The following is a 15897-nucleotide window of genomic DNA, read 5'->3' as shown; positions in this document are numbered from 1 at the left end:
GTGGCTTCACCAATTCCCCACGTCCTGCGCGGGTCCCGCATACTGTGCGGACCGTTCGGGGACCGGAAGGGGCGCCATGCCGTTCACTCTCAGCCATGCGGCGGCCGTACTTCCGGCCGTCCGGCGGACCGGGCGGGCCCGTGGGCCGCTGGTCGCCAGTGCGCTGGTGCTGGGTTCGTTCGCCCCGGACACGTTCTACTTCCTGGACGCGATCGTGCAAGGCGTCATGGGGTACGGCGACTTCACCCACTCGCTGCTCGGTGTGGTGACGGCCGACGCCGCGCTGACCGCCGCCCTGGCCGGCTGCTGGCTGCTCCTGCGCGAGCCGTTGATCGCCCTGTTGCCGCGTGCCTGGCGGGGCAGGACGTACGCCTTCGTACGCGGTGAGAAGTGGCGCGCGGGCCGTCGGCTGCCGGGGCTCGCGCTGCGGTTCTACCTCTCGGCGGTGCTCGGTTCGCTGACGCACGTGGTGTGGGACAGCTTCACCCACCTCGACCGGTGGGGCACCGACGCGCTGCCCGCGCTGGGTGAACCGCTCGCCTTCGGACTTCCCCTCTACTCCTTCCTCCAGTACGGCAGTTCGGCGCTGGCCGGGTGCGCCCTGCTGTGGTTCACGGTGACGGCGCTGCGCCGGCTGCCGGAGTCCCCGGTTCCGCCGTCCGTGCCGTCGCCGGGGCGGGCGGAGCTCTGGTGCGCGGTCGCGCTGGTGGTGGTGTGCGTGGGGGCCGGGGTCACGCTGCGGGTGCTGCGCTTCTTCACGTTCTTCGACCGGATCCGTACGCCCCTGGACATCGTCCCGACCGTCTGTTTCGGCGCGGGTGGCGGCCTGATGGTGGCGCTGCTGCTCTACGGGACCTTCGTCCGGCTCCGCCGGCGCGGCGGCGGGCCGGCCGGGAACGGCCACGCGGGGGATGGGCACGCCGACGACCCGCACCGCACCGACGAGGAGACGCGGACGCCCGTCCCCACCAGGTAGTGGGGACGGGCGCGGTGCCGGGGCCGGGGGGCCGGGCCGGGTCAGTGCGCGGCGGACTCCCAGTCCGGGCCGACGCCCACGGACACGTCCAGCGGGGCGCGCAGCTCGACGGCTGCCCCCATCTCGCGGCGCACCAGCTCCTCCGTCTTCTTGCGCTCGCCGGGCGCGATCTCCAGCACGATTTCGTCGTGGACCTGGAGCAGCATGCGCGAGGTGAGCCCGGCCTCGGTGAGGGCCCGGTCGACGCGCAGCATCGCGACCTTGACGATGTCGGCGGCGGTGCCCTGGATCGGCGCGTTCAGCGCCATCCGCTCGGCGGCCTCGCGGCGCAGCCGGTTGTCGCTGTTGAGGTCCGGCAGGTAGCGGCGGCGCCCCAGGACGGTCTCGGTGTACCCGGTGGCGCGGGCTTCCTCCACGACGCGCTGGAGGTAGTCGCGCACTCCGCCGAACCGCTCGAAGAACGTCTCCATCAGCCCGCGCGCCTCGGCGGGCTCGATGTTCAGCTGCTGCGAGAGACCGAACGCGGAGAGCCCGTAGGCGAGGCCGTACGACATGGCCTTGATCTTGCGGCGCATCTCGGCGTCGACCGCCGACCGCTGCACGCCGAACACCTGTGAGGCGACGGTGGTGTGCAGGTCCTCACCCGACAGGAACGCCTCGATCAGGCCCTCGTCCTCGGAGAGGTGGGCCATGACGCGCAGCTCGATCTGGCTGTAGTCGGCGGTCATGAGGGACTCGTAGCCCTCGCCGACGACGAAGCCCCGGCGGATGGCGCGGCCCTCGTCGGTGCGCACCGGCACGTTCTGCAGGTTCGGGTCGGTGGAGGACAGCCGTCCGGTGGCGGCGACGGTCTGGCTGAAGCTGGTGTGCACCCGGCCGTCGGCGGCGATCGACTTGACCAGGCCCTCGACGGTGACGCGCAGCTTGGCCTGCTCGCGGTGCCGGAGCATGATCACGGGCAGTTCGTGGTCGGTCTGCGTCGCCAGCCAGGCCAGCGCGTCCGCGTCCGTGGTGTAGCCGGTCTTGGTCTTCTTCGTCTTGGGCAGGTCCAGCTCGCCGAAGAACACCTCCTGGAGCTGCTTGGGCGAGCCGAGGTTGAACTCGTGGCCGACCGCCGCGTGCGCCTCCTTCACCGCCTGTTGCACGGCGCCCGCGAACTGCTGCTCCATGCCCTCCAGGTGGTCGCGGTCGGCGGCGATGCCGGCCCGCTCCATCCGCGCCAGCAGCTCGGAGGTCGGCAGTTCCATGTCGTGGAGCAGTTCGAGGGCCCCCACCTCGGCGAGCTTGTCGGTGAAGGCGTCCCCCAGGTCCAGGACGGCGCGGGCCTGCGCCATCAGGGCCTCCGCCTCGGCGGTCTCGTCGGCGCCGAAGGCGAGCTGGCCGTCTGCGGCGGCCGGGGCGAGTTCCCGGTGCAGGTACTCGTTGGACAGGGCGTCCAGGGCGAAGGAGCGGCGGCCGGGCTTGACCAGGTACGCGGCGAGCGCGGTGTCCATGGTGACGCCGGCCAGCGTCCAGCCGTGTTCGGGGAAGACCCGCATCAAACCCTTGGCGTTGTGGACGACCTTCGGCTTGGTCTCGTCGGCCGCCCAGGCGGCGAAGGCCCGCTCGTCGGCCTCGTCCAGTTCGGACGGTTCGAACCAGGCGGCGGGGCCGCCCGCCGACGCCAGCGCGATCTCGCTGATGTTGCCCTGGCCCAGGCCCCAGCTGTCGACGGTCGCGACGCCGAGGGCCGCACCCGCGTGGCTCTCCAGCCAGGGGGCGAGCTCGCCCGCACCCAGCACCGATCCGTCCAGCTCCACGCCGGCCGCCGGGGCCGGGGCCGGCTCCTCGGCCGCGCCCGGGTCCATCGCCAGCAGCCGCTCGCGCAGCGAGGCGTTGCGGATCTCCAGCACGTCCAGCACGCCGGTCACGGCCTGCCGGTCGTAGGGCAGGCGCCCCAGATCGGCGGGGCCCTTGTCCAACTCGACGTCCTTGACCATCTCCGTCAGGACGCGGTTGAGCTTCACCGACTCCAGGTGGTCACGGAAGTTCTGCCCGGCCTTCCCCTTGACCTCCTCGGCGCGCTCCACCAACTCCTTGAACGACCCGAACTGCGTGATCCACTTGGCCGCCGTCTTCTCACCGACGCCCGGGATGCCCGGCAGGTTGTCGGACGGGTCGCCGCGCAGCGCCGCGAAGTCCGGGTACTGCTGCGGGGTGAGCCCGTACTTCTCCTCGACCTTCTCCGGGGTGAACCGGGTCAGCTCGGAGACGCCCTTGGTCGGGTACAGGACGGTGGTGTGCTCGGAGACGAGCTGGAAGGAGTCCCGGTCGCCGGTGACGATCAGCACCTCGAAGCCCGCCGCCTCGGCCTGCGTGGCCAGCGTCGCGATGACGTCGTCGGCCTCGAAACCGTCGATCGCGAACCGCGGCACCTTCATCGCGTCCAGGAGCTCGCCGATCAGCTCGACCTGCCCCTTGAACTCGTCGGGCGTCTTGGAACGGTTCGCCTTGTACTCGGGGAACTCCGTCGCCCGCCACGTCTTGCGGGACACGTCGAAGGCCACCGCGAAGTGCGTGGGCGCCTCGTCGCGCAGCGTGTTCGCCAGCATCGACGCGAAGCCGTAGATGGCGTTGGTCGGCTGGCCCGTCGCGGTCGTGAAGTTCTCCGCGGGCAGCGCGAAGAACGCCCGGTACGCCAGGGAGTGCCCGTCCATGAGCATCAGGCGGGGGCGGTCCGCTGCGGTCGGCTGGTCGGTCTTCTTCGATGCTGAATCTGCCACGCCTCCGATCCTAGGCGCCCCCTGTGACATTCCCGGCCGGCCCCTCTCGCCGCCCGGGATGTCGGCGGGGCGTGACAGGATCCCTCCGATACGCGAACGCGCCCGGCCCCGCCGACGCGATGCCCGACTGCTCAAAGGGGAGCGACATGGCCACGAAGCCGCCCGCAGGTGATCCCGTACAGGACGCGCCGCAGGTCGCGCCCCCGCAGCACGCGGCGGCCGGCCTGCCCGCGATCGTGCACACCCTCAAGATCGCCGAGCGGCAGATGGGCCTGACCCGCACCGCCCGCACCCTCCTCAAGGTCAACCAGAAGGACGGCTTCGACTGCCCCGGCTGCGCCTGGCCCGAGGGCGACAAGCGCCACACCGCCGAATTCTGCGAGAACGGCGCGAAGGCCGTCGCCGAGGAGGCGACGCTGCGCCGGGTGACCCCGGACTTCTTCGCCGAGCACCCGGTGTCCGAACTCGCCGCCCGCAGCGGGTACTGGCTCGGCCAGCAGGGCCGCATCACGCAGCCCATGTACCTGGCCGAAGGCTCCGACCACTACGAGGCCGTGCCCTGGCAGCGGGCCTTCGAGATCATCGCGGACGAGCTGCGCGCCCTGGACTCCCCCGACGAGGCCCTCTTCTACACCTCCGGCCGCACCAGCAACGAGGCGGCGTTCCTCTTCCAGCTCTTCGCCCGCGAGTTCGGCACCAACAACCTGCCCGACTGCTCCAACATGTGCCACGAGTCCTCGGGCTCCGCGCTGAACGAGACCATCGGCATCGGCAAGGGCAGCGTCTCCCTCGAAGACCTCCACCAGGCCGACCTGATCATCGTCGCCGGGCAGAACCCGGGCACCAACCACCCGCGCATGCTCTCCGCCCTGGAGCAGGCCAAGTCCGCGGGCGCGAAGATCATCTCGGTGAACCCGCTGCCCGAGGCCGGCACCGAACGGTTCAAGAACCCGCAGAAGCCGCTCGGCATGCTCAAGGGCACCGCACTGACCGACCTGTTCCTCCAGATCCGCATCGGCGGCGACCAGGCCCTCTTCCGCCTCCTGAACCGGCTCGTCGTCGAGACCGACGGCGCCACCGACGAGCAGTTCATCCGCGAGCACACCCACGGCTACGAGGACTTCGCGGCCATCGCCAAGAAGGCCGACTGGGACGAGACCCTCACCGCCACCGGCCTGACCCGCCCCGAGATCGAACGCGCCCTGGCCATGATCCTGGCCTCCGAGCGCACCATCGTCTGCTGGGCCATGGGCCTCACCCAGCACAAGCACGCCGTCGCCACCATCCGCGAGGTCGTGAACCTGCTCCTGCTGCGCGGCAACATCGGCCGGCCCGGCGCCGGCGTCTGCCCCGTCCGCGGCCACTCCAACGTCCAGGGCGACCGCACCATGGGCATCTTCGAACGGCCCGCGCCCGCCTTCCTCGACGCCCTCGACCGGGAATTCGGCATCACCTCGCCCCGCCACCACGGCTACGACGTGGTCCGCTCCATCGAGGCGCTGCGCGACGGCAAGGCCAAGGTCCTCTTCGCCATGGGCGGCAACTTCGTCGGGGCCACCCCCGACACCGAGGTCACCGAAGCCGCGATCCGCCGCGCCCGCCTCACCGTGCACGTCTCCACCAAGCTGAACCGCTCCCACGCGGTCACCGGCGAGCGCGCCCTGATCCTGCCCACCCTCGGCCGCACCGACAAGGACGTGCAGCCCTCCACTCCCGGTAAAAAGGGCACAGCGCAGTTCGTCACCGTCGAGGACTCCATGGGCATGGTCCACGCCTCGCGCGGCAACCTCCCGCCCGCCTCCCCCCACCTGCTCTCCGAGCCCGCGATCGTCGCCCGCCTCGCCCGCGCCGTCCTCGGCGACGCCTCGCACACCCCGTGGGAGGAGTTCGAGCAGGACTACGCCGCCATCCGAGACCGGATCTCCCGCGTCGTCCCCGGCTTCGAGGACTTCAACGCCCGCGCCGCCCGCCCCGGGGGATTCCGGCTCCCGCACGCCCCGCGCGACGAGCGCCGCTTCCCCACCACCACCGGCAAGGCCAACTTCACCGCCGCGCCCGTGGAGTACCCGAAGGTCCCGGCGGGCCGGCTGCTGCTGCAGACCCTGCGCAGCCACGACCAGTACAACACCACCATCTACGGCCTCGACGACCGCTACCGCGGCATCACCGGCGGCCGGCGCGTCGTCATGGTCCACCCCGAGGACGCGGCCGAGCTGGGTCTGGCCGACGGCGCCTACACCGACCTCGTCGGCGAGTGGTCGGACGGCGTGGAGCGGCGCGCCCCCGGCTTCCGCGTGGTGCACTACCCGACGGCCCGCGGCTGCGCCGCCGCGTACTACCCGGAGACCAACGTGCTGGTCCCGCTGGACTCCACCGCCGACACCAGCAACACCCCCGCGAGCAAGTCCGTCGTCGTGCGCTTCGAACCGGCCTGATAGAACGACCTCAGGACAAGATGGTTAACGAACGTTGACACACGAACGGAGCCGGCCCATGGGCGAGCAGCACGCAGTGAAGTTCCCGCAGGAGGTCCTCGACGAGTACGCGGCCCTGGGCATCGACCTGCCGGCCCTGTTCTCGGCGGGCGACCTCGGCGCCCGCATGGACATCCGCATCCTGGAGGCCTCCGCCGACCGCGTGGTCGGCACCATGCCGGTCAAGGGCAACACCCAGCCCTACGGCCTCCTGCACGGCGGCGCCTCCGCCGTCCTCGCCGAGACCCTCGGCTCGGTGGGCGCGATGATGCACGGCGGCATCAACAAGATCGCCGTCGGCGTCGACCTGAACTGCACCCACCACCGCGGCGCCCGCTCCGGCCTGGTCACCGGCGTCGCCACCCCCGTCCACAAGGGCCGCTCCACCACCACCTTCGAGATCGTCATCACCGACGAGCAGGACAAGCGCGTCTGCACGGCCCGCCTCACCTGCCTCCTGCGCGACGCCGCCCCGGCCGGCGGAACCGGCGCCTGAACGCGTCCACAGGCCCACCCCGCGGGCCCGGACCCGCCCCCGCGAGGGGCGGATCCGGGCCCGCGGCGCGCCACCGGCCGCCCGGAATCCGCCAGTCCGCACCCGCCGCGCCCGCGACTGTTGTGTCACCGAAGGTGACCGCCTACCGTCCTTCCCATGGGCACCCCGCCAGGCACGACCCTCCGGTACGGCGCCGCCGCCCTCCTGTGGGCGCTCGCCCTCTCCGGTTGCACCGCGTCCGCCCCCCGCACCCCACCGACCACACCGTCCCCCACCCCCGACTCACCTGCCCAGATCTGCACGAGCCTGGTCTCGTACTGGGTCGGGGAGACGCTCAAGGGCGGCAAATGGGCCGGACTCGACTGGGAACAGAAGGGCCTGTCCAACGAGCAGTACGCGATCCACGAGGACGCCGTCGCGGCCGGCCGAGCCGAGGAGCGAACTGCCGGACCGGACAAGGCACTTGAGGTCGCCGACCGCGTCGTCGCGCAGCGCTGCGCGGCCCAGAACGGGGCGACGTGGAGCTCGGAGAACTGGCGACCGCCGAGCGAGGCCGGCCACTCCCCCCGGTGACCGGAATCCCGCGTTCACTGTCCGCCTTCCGGGCACCCCCGACGCGAGGACGGAACCGCAGGTCGCATGCGGTGCGCGCCGATCCCGAAGATCCACCGGAGCGAAGTGGATCAAGAAGTTCAATTACCGTCAGTAATGCGCACGCCCCACAGAATCCCCTTTTTCCCCGGCGGAATGGCACCGCCCGGATTCTTTCGGACACGGACCGCGACATTCCGCACGACCACCCCCATGACAGGAGCATGAGCCCCTCAAGCCCCTTAGAGGCACTATCAATTCTCACCATGCGGACGTTCTCGGAAGTGGCCAAACGTCCGATCTGTCCACACTCCCACCACACATTCTTGGCCTTGGCATAACAAGACAGTCACATCCTCCTTTCTCCGCTCCCCGCACTCGCCACCCCCGCCTAGAGTCACGGCCAGTCACCGCGCCGCAAGGCGCGACCAGCACGGCCGTGAACATCCCAGTGCGGCCCGGCGACCCAACGGCACCTCATCTGAGGGGGCCGCGCCAGGGAAAGGAAGAATCGTGCGACACCGTTCTCTGCTCGTCCTCACCACCGTGATCACCACGGGAGCACTGACCCTCACCGCTTGCGGATCGCGCGACGAGGCGAAGGGCGGGGACAAGGCCGACGGCTCCAAGACCGTCGTCGTCATCGGCGTGGACGCCCCCCTCACCGGCTCGCTCTCCGCGCTCGGCCAGGGAATCAAGAACTCCGTGGACCTCGCGGCCAAAACGGCCAACAAGAACAACGAAGTCCCCGGCATCGAATTCAAGGTCGAAGCCCTCGACGACCAGGCAGTTCCCGCCTCCGGCCAGGCCAACGCCACCAAGCTCGTCGGCGACAAGGACGTCCTCAGCGTCGTCGGCCCGCTCAACTCCGGCGTCGCCCAGTCCATGCAGGGCGTCTTCGGCGCCGCCAACCTCGCGCAGGTCTCCCCCGCCAACACCAACCCCTCGCTCAGCCAGGGCGACAACTGGGGCAAGGGCGAATTCAAGCGCCCCTTCAAGACCTACTTCCGCACCGCCGCCACCGACGTGGTCCAGGGCAAGTTCGCCGCCCAGTACCTCTTCAAGGACGCCGGCAAGAAGAAGGTCTTCGTCGTCGACGACAAGCAGACCTACGGCGCCGGCCTCGCCGCGATCTTCTCCGACGAGTTCAAGCGCCTCGGCGGCGAGGTCGTCGGCACCGACCACATCACCGTGAAGGAGACCGACTTCTCCTCCACCGCCGACAAGGTCAAGTCCTCCGGCGCCGACTCCGTCTACTTCGGCGGCCAGTACCCCGAAGGCGGCCTGCTCGCCGACCAGGTCAAGAAGGCCGGCGCCAACATCCCGCTCATGGGCGGCGACGGCATCCAGGACCCCGCCTTCATCAGCGCCTCCGGCGAGGCCAACGAAGGCGACCTCTCCACCTCCATCGGCTACCCCGTCGAGAAGCTGGACACCGCCAAGACCTTCATCGCCGACTACAAGGCAGCCGGCTACAAGGACCCCTACGCGGCCTACGGCGGCTACTCCTACGACGCCGGCTGGTCCGTCGTCCAGGCCGTCAAGGCCGTCGTCGCCGCCAACGGCGGCAAGCTGCCCACCGACGCCCGCGCCAAGGTCGTCGAAGCCCTCGGCAAGGTCTCCTTCGACGGCGTGACCGGCAAGGTCGCCTTCGACGAGTACGGCGACACCACCAACAAGCAGCTCACGGTCTACAAGGTCGAGGGCGGCAAGTGGGTCGACGTCAAGAGCGACACCTTCAACCAGTAACACCAACGCTCCGACCGCCTGACCCACACACCACCTGAACCAGCCCGCGCGAGGGCGCAAACAGCGCCCTCGCGCGGAGTCATATCCGACACGCTCATCGGAGGCCCTGCGGTGCACGAACTGCCGCAACAGCTGGCCAACGGCCTTGCCCTCGGTGCCCTTTATGGCCTCATAGCCATCGGGTACACCATGGTCTACGGCATCGTCCAGCTCATCAACTTCGCCCACGGCGAGATCTTCATGATCGGCGGCTTCGGTGCCGTCACCATCTACACCGCTCTCCCGAGCGGAACCTCCCTGCTGGTGGCGATACCGCTCATGATCGTCGGAGGCGCCCTCGCCTCCGTGGCCGTTGCCACCGCCGCGGAGCGGTTCGCGTACCGCCCCCTCCGCAACGCCCCCCGACTGGCCCCGCTCATCACCGCGATCGGCCTGTCCATCGTCCTTCAGCAGCTCGTCTGGGGCTTCTACCCCGACGCCAAGAAGGCCGTCAGCTTCCCCGAGTTCACCGGCGCGGCCTTCAAGATCACGTCCAACCTCTCCATCCAGCGCTCCGACGCCTTCGTGCTCATCCTCGCGCCGCTCTGCATGCTCGCCCTCGGCGTCTTCGTCTCCAAGAGCCGCAGCGGCCGCGCCATGCAGGCCACCGCCCAGGACCCCGACACCGCCAAGCTCATGGGCATCAACACCGACCGCATCATCGTCATGGCCTTCGCCATCGGTGCCGCGTTCGCCGCCGTCGCCGCCGTCGCCTACGGCCTCGACAAGGGCCAGATCAACTTCGAGATGGGCTTCATCCTCGGCCTCAAGGCATTCACCGCCGCCGTCCTCGGCGGCATCGGCAACATCTACGGAGCCATGGTCGGCGGCATCGTCCTCGGCCTCGCCGAAGCCCTCTCCATCGCCTACATCGAACACATCCCCGGCATGCAGCAGCTCGGCGGCGGCGCCTGGTCCAACGTGTGGGCCTTCGTACTCCTCATCGTCGTCCTCCTCGTGCGGCCACAAGGCCTGCTCGGCGAACGCGTCGCGGATCGGGCGTGACAACCATGACCAACGAAGCAATCACCATAGAGCCCGCCGCGGCCGACGAAGCCGCCGCGACCTCCAGCACCGCCCTGCACTACACGATCATCGGCGGCAGCCTCCTCGCCATCGTCTCCACCTTCCTCGCCTGGACCTGGACCACCAAGTTCCCCGGCGACCTGACGATCTACGGCAACCCCGCCCCCCTCCAGATCCTCACCCTGCTCGGCGCCGCCCTGACCGCCCTGCACGCCCTCTCCGCCCTCGGCGTCAAGGGCCTCGGCTGGCTCACCCCCGCCGGCTCCCGCAAAGCCCTGACGATCCTCTCCCTCGGCGCCTTCGCGACCGCCCTCTACACAGTCCTCGCCATCGCGTGGGTCCTCGGCGGCCTCGTCAACCTCGAACCCGGCGCCTATCTCGCCGTCATCGCCACGCTCGTCCCGGCCCTCGCCGCGTACAAGCTCCCCGACGACACCCGCAAGCCGGCCCCGGCCACAAAGCTGTCCTCCTGGACCGAAATCCTCATCATCGTCGGCGTCTTCGCCCTCGGCCTCTACGTCGTCACCTTCGGCATCGGCACCGACGACAAGGAACCGCAGCTCTTCACCGCCTACCTCATCCTCGTAGGCTTCGCCGCCTACGCCCTCACCAAGTCCGGCCTCAACGCCCGACTCACCGCGATCACCGCGAACAACCGGCAGATCACCGTCATCGCCGCCTTCGTCGCAGCCATCGCCTTCCCGCTCACCCAGCAGGGCGGCGACACCTACACCCTCCTCGCGGTCAACATCCTCATCTTCGCGACCGTCGCCCTCGGCCTCAACGTCGTCGTCGGCCTCGCCGGCCTCCTCGACCTCGGCTACGTCGCCTTCCTCGGCGTCGGCGCCTACACCGCCGCCCTGGTCTCCGGAAGCACCTCCTCCGCCTTCCACATCCAATTCCCCTTCTGGGCAGCCGTCCTCACGGGCGCCCTCGCCTCCCTGGTGTTCGGCGTCATCATCGGCGCCCCCACCCTCCGCCTGCGCGGCGACTACCTCGCCATCGTCACCCTCGGCTTCGGAGAAATCTTCCGCATCGCCATGGGCAACCTCGACGGCGTCTCCGGCCCCAAGATCACCAACGGGCCCAACGGCATCACCAACATCCCCGACCTCGACCTCTTCGGCTGGAACTTCGGCGAAGCCCACACCGTCTTCGGCATCGAACTCGGCGCCTACGCCAACTACTACCTGCTCATGCTGCTCGTGATGGTCCTCGTGGTCGTCGTCTTCAGCCGAGCCGGCAGCAGCCGCATCGGACGCGCCTGGGTCGCCATCCGCGAAGACGAAACCGCCGCCACCGCCATGGGCATCAACGGCTTCCGCGTCAAACTCATCGCCTTCGCCCTCGGCGCCACCCTCGCCGGCCTCGCCGGCACCGTGCAGGCCCACGTCCAGCACACCGTGGTCCCCGAGATGTACCAGTTCGCCGGCCCCGTGCCCCCCAACAGCGCCTTCCTCCTCGCCGCCGTCATCCTCGGCGGCATGGGAACCATCCGCGGCCCCCTCCTCGGCGCCTCCCTCCTCTTCCTGATCCCGGCCAAGCTGTCCTTCCTCCAGGACTACCAGCTCCTCGGCTTCGGCATCGCCCTCATCATCCTCATGCGCTTCCGCCCCGAAGGCCTCATCGCCAACAAGCGCGCGCAACTCGAGTACCACGACGACACCGCTGACCAGGCCCCCACGGACCTGGCCACCGCCAAGGCGGGGGCGTAACACCATGACGAACACCACCGAAACCACCACCCCCGCCGCCACCCCGACCGGCGAAACCGTCCTCGAAGCCAGCGGCGTCACCATGCGCTTCGGCGGCCTCACCGCCGTCCGCTCCGTCGACCTCAAAGTCAACGCGGGCGAAATCGTCGGCCTCATCGGCCCCAACGGCGCCGGCAAGACCACCTTCTTCAACTGCCTCACCGGGCTGTACGTCCCCACCGAAGGCACCGTCAGCTACAAGGGCACCGTCCTGCCCCCCAAGCCCCACCTCGTCACCAAAGCCGGGATCGCCCGCACCTTCCAGAACATCCGACTCTTCTCCAACATGACCGTCATGGAGAACGTCCTCGTCGGACGCCACACCCGCACCAAGGAAGGCCTCTGGTCCGCCCTCGTACGCGGACCCGGCTTCAAGAAGGCCGAAGCCGCGAGCGAAGCCCGCGCCATGGAACTCCTCGCCTTCATCGGCCTCGAACACAAGGCCCAACACCTGGCGAAGAACCTCCCCTACGGCGAACAGCGCAAGCTCGAAATCGCCCGCGCCCTCGCCAGCGACCCCGGCCTCCTGCTCCTCGACGAGCCCACCGCCGGCATGAACCCCCAAGAAACCCGCGCCGCCGAAGAACTCATCTTCGCCATCCGCGACATGGGCATCGCCGTCCTCGTCATCGAGCACGACATGCGCTTCATCTTCAACCTCTGCGACCGCGTCGCCTGCCTCGTCCAAGGCGAAAAGCTCATCGAAGGCACCGCCGCCGAAGTCCAAGGAGACGAACGCGTCATCGCCGCCTACCTCGGCGAACCCTTCGAAGGCGACCCCGGCGCAGCCGAAGCCGCCGAAGTCGAAGCCGCCGAAGCGCACGCCGCCTCCGACCCGGACGCCGCGAAGACGGACGCAGTGGAGACGGACGTAACAGAGACGGACGCAACGGACACCGACGCAGCCGACACCGAAACGGCCGCCGACGCACCCGACACCACCAGCACCACCGGCACCACCGGCACCACCAGCACGGAAGGAGAGGCCAAATGACCGCGCTGCTCAAGGTCGAAGACCTCAAAGTCGCCTACGGCAAGATCGAAGCCGTCAAGGGCATCTCCTTCGAAGTCAACGAAGGCGAAATCGTCTGCCTCGTCGGCACCAACGGCGCCGGCAAGACCACCACCCTGCGCACCCTCTCCGGGCTCCTCAAGCCCACCGCGGGAACCGTCACCTTCGACGGCAAACCCCTCACCAACGTCCCCGCCCACAAGATCGTCTCCATGAAGCTGGCCCACTCCCCCGAGGGACGCCACATCTTCCCCCGGCTGACGATCACCGAAAACCTCCAACTCGGCGCGTTCCTCCGCACCGACAAGGACGGCATCGAAAAGGACATCCAGCGCGCCTACGACCTCTTCCCCATCCTGGGAGAGCGCCGCAAGCAGGCCGCCGGCACCCTCTCGGGCGGCGAACAGCAAATGCTCGCCATGGGCCGCGCCCTCATGTGCCAACCCAAACTGCTCATGCTGGACGAGCCCTCCATGGGCCTCTCCCCGCTCATGATGCAGAAGATCATGGCCACGATCGTCGAACTCAAGGCCACCGGCACCACCATCCTGCTCGTCGAGCAGAACGCCCAGGCCGCCCTCTCCCTGGCCGACCAGGCCCACGTCATGGAGATCGGCAAGATCGTGCTCTCGGGCACCGGCCAGGAACTCCTGCACAACGAGGACGTCCGCAAGGCATACCTCGGCGAGGACTGAGCCCTCCCCGCGCAGACACACGTGAGGCCCGCCACCGCGATCCGGTGACGGGCCTCACACACGTTCCACGCCCTACTGTGCGGCGTTCTGCTTCTTCTCCTCGGCGTCCTCGATGACCGCCTCCGCGACCTGCTGCATGGACATACGACGATCCATCGAGGTCTTCTGGATCCACCGGAACGCCGCCGGCTCCGTCAGCCCGTACTGCGTCTGCAGGATGCTCTTCGCCCGGTCCACCAGCTTGCGGGTCTCCAGCCGCAGCGAGAGATCCGCGACCTCCTTCTCCAACGCCTTCAGCTCCGCGAAACGAGACACGGCCATCTCGATGGCCGGGACGACGTCGCTCTTGCTGAACGGCTTCACCAGGTACGCCATGGCACCGGCATCCCGGGCCCGCTCCACCAGGTCCCGCTGCGAGAACGCGGTCAGCATCAGGACCGGGGCGATGGACTCCTCCGCGATCTTCTCGGCGGCGGAGATCCCGTCCAGGACCGGCATCTTCACATCGAGGATCACCAGGTCCGGCCGGTGCTCCCGGGCCAGCTCGACGGCGGCCTGGCCGTCCCCGGCCTCACCGACGACCGAGTACCCCTCCTCTTCGAGCATCTCTTTCAGGTCGAGACGGATGAGCGCCTCGTCCTCGGCGATGACGACGCGGGTCGTCAGCGGCGGAACGTGCGACTGGTCGGCGTCGGGCGTGGGCGTCGACTCGTGCTCGGCGGTCACGGGTGGCTCCTCGTTGCGGGGCATTCAAACTCCCATGAGCCTACCGAGCTGCGGTAAGGTGGTCTCGCAGCGGGTCGAGGGCAACCTTCGATTCGTTGGGCCCCGGTAGCCCAATTGGCAGCAGGCGATGGATTCAAAACCCATTCAGTGTCGGTTCGAGTCCGACCCGGGGCACTTTTCCTTTCTTTCGAAGGTCACGCGCGAAACGCGTGACCTTCACTCGTTCCAGCGAAGCTCGCCGAAATCGTCCACGTGCGCGAAACGCTCACGCCAGCGTCGGGCGTATGTACGACATGCTCACCCGGAACCACGTGATCGGGCTGCTCGCCGGCGGACGCAGTCTGAACTCCGTCAGCAAAGAGACCGGCATATCCCGGTCGGCCATCCGGGCCTGGCAAACCCGGCTCGAACCCCGGCCCCACCTGTTCAACCAGGCAGCGCACTGCTCGGCCTCCACCGACACGCCCGCCTACGCCTATTTGCTCGGCCTCTACCTCGGCGACGGGTGCATCAGTCCTCACCCCCGGGGCGGGCACCACCTGCGCATAGCCTGCGCAGATGCCTGGCCGGGTCTTATCGAACAGTGCGTGGCCGTCACGAGCTACGGACGGCACTGGACGTGCATGTTCCCCCAGCACGGCCCCGGCAAGAAACACGAGCGGCGGATCGTCCTCGAAGACTGGCAGCAGGAGATCGTCGACGCTCACCCCTGGGAGTTCCTGCGGGGGCTGATCCATTCCGACGGGTGTCGGGTCACCAACTGGACCGTGCGGAACGGGAAGCGCTACGAGTACCCGCGGTACTTCTTCACCAACAGGTCCGATGACATCCGGCGGCTGTGTACGGACACCCTCACCAAGGTCGGCGTGCGGTACACGGTCCTCGCCCGGGGCAGTGACCCCTTCAACGTCTCCGTCGCCCGCAAGGAGTCGGTGGCCCTGATGGACGCGCACATCGGGCCCAAGCACTAACCGAGGTGGACCGCCACGCCGCAGAGGCCGAGGTTGCTCTCGGCGGCGGTGCGCCAGACGCGGAGGGGGCCGTCGAGGACGCTTTCCTCGTCCTTCGCGTAGTCGAGCCAGTCCCGGGCTTCGGCGAGGGCCCGCTCGGGCGGGGTGAAGGTCAGGGCTTGCTCCACCTGGGGCAGGGCCTGGCGGGCCTGGGCGGCGCTGAGGAGGAAGTTGCCGCACCAGCCCGGGAGGAGGGCCGCCCGGGTGGGTCCGATGGCGTGGAAGAGGGAGGTGACGGCGTAGTCCTTGCGGTGGACGGAGAGGAAGATGCCGTCCTGCTCCTGGCCCTCCCAGACGTCGTCGACGACGTAGAAGGTCGGGTCGGTGATGCCGGCGCAGACGTCGTCGACGTGGCGGCCGGGTGCGGTGAGGGCGTGGAAGGAGTCGACGGCCGCGCGGTCGGTGTCGTGCCACGTGTGGTGGTCGGGGAGGGGTGCCCGTTGCCACTGGTGCCATCGGCGTCGGGCGTCGGGGTGGTCGCTGTCGGCGCGCAGGGCGGGCAGGAGGTGGGGGGTGAGTTCGGCGATGGTGTCGTCGGTGTGGCTGCTGATGGCCCAAGCGCTGGTGAAGCCCATGGGTGGGACGGT

At 69.3% G+C, this 15897-nt stretch carries 13 protein-coding genes and 1 tRNA gene; 11 read left to right on the top strand and 3 right to left on the bottom strand.

Annotation, left to right across the window (positions count from 1 at the left end; genetic code table 11):
• The first annotated feature begins 76 nt into the window (after nt 1-76).
• Nucleotides 77-976, top strand: coding sequence for a DUF4184 family protein (locus ACFVXJ_RS21175; protein WP_389663680.1), 900 nt, complete (start codon nt 77-79; stop codon nt 974-976).
• 41 nt (nt 977-1017) lie between these two features.
• On the opposite strand, the gene polA is transcribed toward ACFVXJ_RS21175, so the two are convergent.
• The gene (gene polA / locus ACFVXJ_RS21170; RefSeq protein ID WP_389663678.1) at nt 1018-3738 is read right to left on the bottom strand and encodes a DNA polymerase I; all 2721 of its coding nucleotides are present in this window, start codon (nt 3736-3738) and stop codon (nt 1018-1020) included.
• A 146-nt stretch (nt 3739-3884) separates the two neighbouring features.
• Between polA and ACFVXJ_RS21165 the strand changes: the two genes are divergently transcribed.
• From ACFVXJ_RS21165 to ACFVXJ_RS21130, 8 genes are all read left to right on the top strand, one after another.
• Entirely contained in the window at nt 3885-6173 is a 2289-nt protein-coding gene (locus ACFVXJ_RS21165; RefSeq protein WP_389663676.1) for an FdhF/YdeP family oxidoreductase, read from the top strand.
• Between the two features lie 58 nt (nt 6174-6231).
• Nucleotides 6232-6708 (top strand): PaaI family thioesterase, encoded by a 477-nt coding sequence (locus ACFVXJ_RS21160; RefSeq protein ID WP_389663675.1) that lies wholly within the window; start codon nt 6232-6234, stop codon nt 6706-6708.
• A gap of 156 nt (nt 6709-6864) precedes the next feature.
• Nucleotides 6865-7281, top strand: coding sequence for a hypothetical protein (locus ACFVXJ_RS21155; RefSeq protein ID WP_389663673.1), 417 nt, complete (start codon nt 6865-6867; stop codon nt 7279-7281).
• A 531-nt stretch (nt 7282-7812) separates the two neighbouring features.
• Nucleotides 7813-9048 carry a branched-chain amino acid ABC transporter substrate-binding protein gene (locus ACFVXJ_RS21150; protein ID WP_389663671.1) on the top strand — a complete coding sequence of 412 codons (1236 nt, stop codon included), beginning with the start codon at nt 7813-7815 and terminating at the stop codon, nt 9046-9048.
• A 111-nt stretch (nt 9049-9159) separates the two neighbouring features.
• Nucleotides 9160-10092: a branched-chain amino acid ABC transporter permease gene (locus tag ACFVXJ_RS21145; RefSeq protein ID WP_389663670.1), complete on the top strand. Its 933-nt coding sequence runs from the start codon at nt 9160-9162 to the stop codon at nt 10090-10092.
• Between the two features lie 5 nt (nt 10093-10097).
• On the top strand, nt 10098-11828 hold the full coding sequence (locus ACFVXJ_RS21140) for a branched-chain amino acid ABC transporter permease (protein ID WP_389663668.1): 1731 nt from the start codon (nt 10098-10100) through the stop codon (nt 11826-11828).
• 4 nt (nt 11829-11832) lie between these two features.
• Nucleotides 11833-12861 (top strand): ABC transporter ATP-binding protein, encoded by a 1029-nt coding sequence (locus tag ACFVXJ_RS21135; RefSeq protein ID WP_389663666.1) that lies wholly within the window; start codon nt 11833-11835, stop codon nt 12859-12861.
• Nucleotides 12858-13574: an ABC transporter ATP-binding protein gene (locus ACFVXJ_RS21130; protein WP_389663664.1), complete on the top strand. Its 717-nt coding sequence runs from the start codon at nt 12858-12860 to the stop codon at nt 13572-13574. The genes ACFVXJ_RS21135 and ACFVXJ_RS21130 overlap by 4 nt, the downstream gene beginning before the upstream one ends.
• Nucleotides 13575-13646: 72 nt before the next feature.
• Here the strand turns inward: ACFVXJ_RS21130 and ACFVXJ_RS21125 are convergent, their stop codons facing one another.
• Nucleotides 13647-14324 carry an ANTAR domain-containing response regulator gene (locus ACFVXJ_RS21125; protein ID WP_136217190.1) on the bottom strand — a complete coding sequence of 226 codons (678 nt, stop codon included), beginning with the start codon at nt 14322-14324 and terminating at the stop codon, nt 13647-13649.
• 75 nt (nt 14325-14399) lie between these two features.
• On the opposite strand from ACFVXJ_RS21125, the gene ACFVXJ_RS21120 reads away from it, so the two are divergent.
• A tRNA-Leu gene (locus tag ACFVXJ_RS21120) sits at nt 14400-14474 on the top strand.
• Nucleotides 14475-14584: 110 nt separating this feature from the next.
• Nucleotides 14585-15271 carry a transcriptional regulator gene (locus ACFVXJ_RS21115; RefSeq protein WP_389663663.1) on the top strand — a complete coding sequence of 229 codons (687 nt, stop codon included), beginning with the start codon at nt 14585-14587 and terminating at the stop codon, nt 15269-15271.
• Here ACFVXJ_RS21115 and ACFVXJ_RS21110 read toward each other — a convergent pair.
• The gene (locus ACFVXJ_RS21110) at nt 15268-15885 is read right to left on the bottom strand and encodes a hypothetical protein (RefSeq protein ID WP_389663661.1); all 618 of its coding nucleotides are present in this window, start codon (nt 15883-15885) and stop codon (nt 15268-15270) included. The two genes, ACFVXJ_RS21115 and ACFVXJ_RS21110, sit on opposite strands and share 4 nt — an antisense overlap.
• Nucleotides 15886-15897 lie beyond the last annotated feature (12 nt).

The organism is Streptomyces sp. NPDC058279, assembly GCF_042881255.1.
Lineage (GTDB): Bacteria > Actinomycetota > Actinomycetes > Streptomycetales > Streptomycetaceae > Streptomyces.
This window is presented reverse-complemented; position numbering and strand designations above follow the sequence as displayed.